Origin of the sequence: Streptococcus sp. CCH5-D3, from assembly GCF_001556435.1 — a bacterium.
In the GTDB taxonomy this organism is placed as follows: Bacteria; Bacillota; Bacilli; order Lactobacillales; family Streptococcaceae; genus Streptococcus.
Map to the genome: position 1 here is coordinate 1 of NZ_LSIW01000135.1, position 313 is coordinate 313.

General features: G+C 47.9%; 1 protein-coding gene. It reads right to left on the reverse strand.

Annotated features, from left to right (window positions below):
* Positions 1-313 (reverse strand): SH3 domain-containing protein (locus AX662_RS08940; RefSeq protein WP_197414698.1); only part of this gene is annotated, 313 nt, incomplete at both ends.

The following is a 313-nucleotide window of genomic DNA, read 5'->3' on the forward strand; positions in this document are numbered from 1 at the left end:
GCCATTGACGACCATCGGCTGTCAAAACCTTGTCGTAGTTAACGCTCATACCCTTATCATAGTAGGCCAACTCTGGGCTTGAAACCTTAGCTTCTGCCTTAATTGACGCACGACCTGTGAAGGTATAAGTGCCTGATTCTGGCAGACTTGGTTTATCCGCTGGTTTAGCAACCGGTTTAACTTCTGGTTGACTTGCTGGCTTAGACTCTGCCTTAGCTGCTGCAATGTCAACGTAACGACGAGCACCACTTGTTGTCACGTATGAAAGCCATTGACGACCATCGGCTGTCAAAACCTTGTCGTAGTTAACGCT